Raw genomic sequence first — 1971 nt, 5'->3', positions numbered from 1 at the left:
AAAAATATCTAGATTATCAATTATTTATAGTCTTTTCTGCATCTTTTCTTGAAATGCCAGATTCATTAAATATTTCATAAGAAGAAAAAACCAAAATCCTGATAAACCAAACATAATAAAAGCAAGTATTTTATGGGAGCCTAAAAATAACATTGTACCTGAAAGTAAAGTAAAACCAGTTAAACAGGTAAAAATTAAACTTTTAATACCCAACTGAATTAATTTTAAAGTGCGATCGCTTTCTAGAGAACGAACTCTAATTTGTAATTCGCCTAATTCTAAGCGAGATTCGAGGCGTTGAATTGATAATTCTGTACGACTGGGTTGATTTAATTTATGCTTTACTAAATCTTTAGTTTGTCTGGCAAAAGTAGCTAACAGATTAGTTTTATTTTGGGATAAAGCAATACTTTTTAAGAAAGGTTGTGCAGCAGCTAATAAGTTATATTGAGGATCGAGAGCGCGTGCAATACCATCTAAAGTAGTCAGAGATTTAATAATAAAAGTCATCTGAGGTGGGAGACGAAATGGCTGTTGTTCAAACATGACATAAAGTTCGTCTGTTAGATGTTCAAAAGCTTTAACGTCTATGGGTTTGTCGCTAAATTCGCGTAAAAGGAAAGATACCATTTTCTTGATAGGAGTCATATCAGCAGCAGGTTCAATTAATCCCATATACATTAAAGTTTCTACTACTTCATTGGTATCTTTTTTTAAAACAGCAAAAAAAGTTTTGACCATCTGATCTTGAGCGATCGCTTTGATTTCAGCCATTGTCCCAAAATCATAAAAAATAATCTCTCCGTTACCACTCACTGCCATATTACCTGGATGGGGATCGGATTGAAAAAAACCATCTTCTAACAGTTGTTTGAGATAGCAAGTAATACCTAGCTTAATCACAGCATCAGGATCGATTCTATTAGCTTCTAAACTCTGGCGATCGTCTATTTTGATCCCTGGTAAATACTCTAAAGTTAAAATTTTTCTCGTAGTATATTGCCAATAAACTTGAGGTGCTTTTACCTGATGATATTTCTGAAAGTTTTCGCGAAAGCGTTCGGCATTTTTGCCTTCATTAATATAGTCTATTTCTTGAAAAAGTAGCTCAAAAAATTCTTGATAAATCATCTCTAAGTTATACTTTCGCATTGTCTTAGAAAAATGATTGATGATTCTTACTAAACGATGTAAAATTGCAAAGTCTAAATTAAATAATTTCTCTAAACCAAGACGTTGTACTTTAACAACAACTTCTTCTCCTGTATGTAATCTAGCGCGATGAACCTGACCCAAACTAGCAGCAGCTAAAGGAATAGTTTCAAAATCCCGAAAGAGAGTATAAATTGATTTTCCTAATTCTTTTTCAATGGCAGCGACCGCTTTTTCTGAAGCAAAAGGAGGTACATTATCTTGTAATTGGCTAAATTCTCGAACATATTCTAAAGGTATTAAATCGGCGCGAGTTGATAAAGCCTGTCCTATCTTAATAAAAGTTGGACCTAACTCTAACATTCTTCTAACTAACCATCTAGCACGACGCTTTTTTTGCAGAGCAGAATTATTGCCAAGAAGATCGTCTAACCATAAAGAAAATAATAATTTAAAAGCGACAGAAAAAGTTTTAACCTGTCTAGTAAATGGTGAAGCAGCAGCATTATGCCAAGATAGTTCTCGAATATTTGTCATCTTAATCTAATTAATAAGCTGCAACAAAGCAATTATAAGTTGTCCATTTATTAATATTACTTGTGTTGGGGTAAAGTAATAGTAAATGTTGTCTTATAAAGTTGAGAATCTGCAACTTCTTCGCTAGTAACATTAATTTTGCTATTCAGATGTTCTACTAAATGTTTGACCAAAGTTAAACCTAAACCAGTACCAGGTACAGCGCGATCTGTTACTCCTTTTCCACGGCGAAACTTATCAAAGATATAGGGTAACTCACTAGGTTCAATTTCTGCACCATAG

General features: G+C 33.3%; 2 protein-coding genes. Both read right to left on the bottom strand.

Features of this window, described 5'->3' with window-relative positions:
• Positions 1-24: 24 nt before the first annotated feature.
• Positions 25-1689: an ABC1 kinase family protein gene (locus H1P_RS33010; protein ID WP_144875676.1), complete on the bottom strand. Its 1665-nt coding sequence runs from the start codon at positions 1687-1689 to the stop codon at positions 25-27.
• Between the two features lie 56 nt (positions 1690-1745).
• Positions 1746-1971 (bottom strand): ATP-binding protein (locus H1P_RS33005; RefSeq protein WP_144875674.1); only part of this gene is annotated, 226 nt, incomplete at its 5' end.

Origin of the sequence: Hyella patelloides LEGE 07179, assembly GCF_900659865.1 — a bacterium.
Lineage (GTDB): Bacteria > Cyanobacteriota > Cyanobacteriia > Cyanobacteriales > Xenococcaceae > Hyella > Hyella patelloides.
Note: the sequence above shows the minus strand (reverse complement) of the source record. Positions and strands in the feature narration are given on the sequence as shown.

What these genes read in the sequence shown, in the direction of transcription:
- H1P_RS33010 (WP_144875676.1), bottom strand. Translation starts at nt 1,689, where the DNA reads ATGACAAATATTCGAGAACTATCTTGGCATAATGCTGCTGCTTCACCA.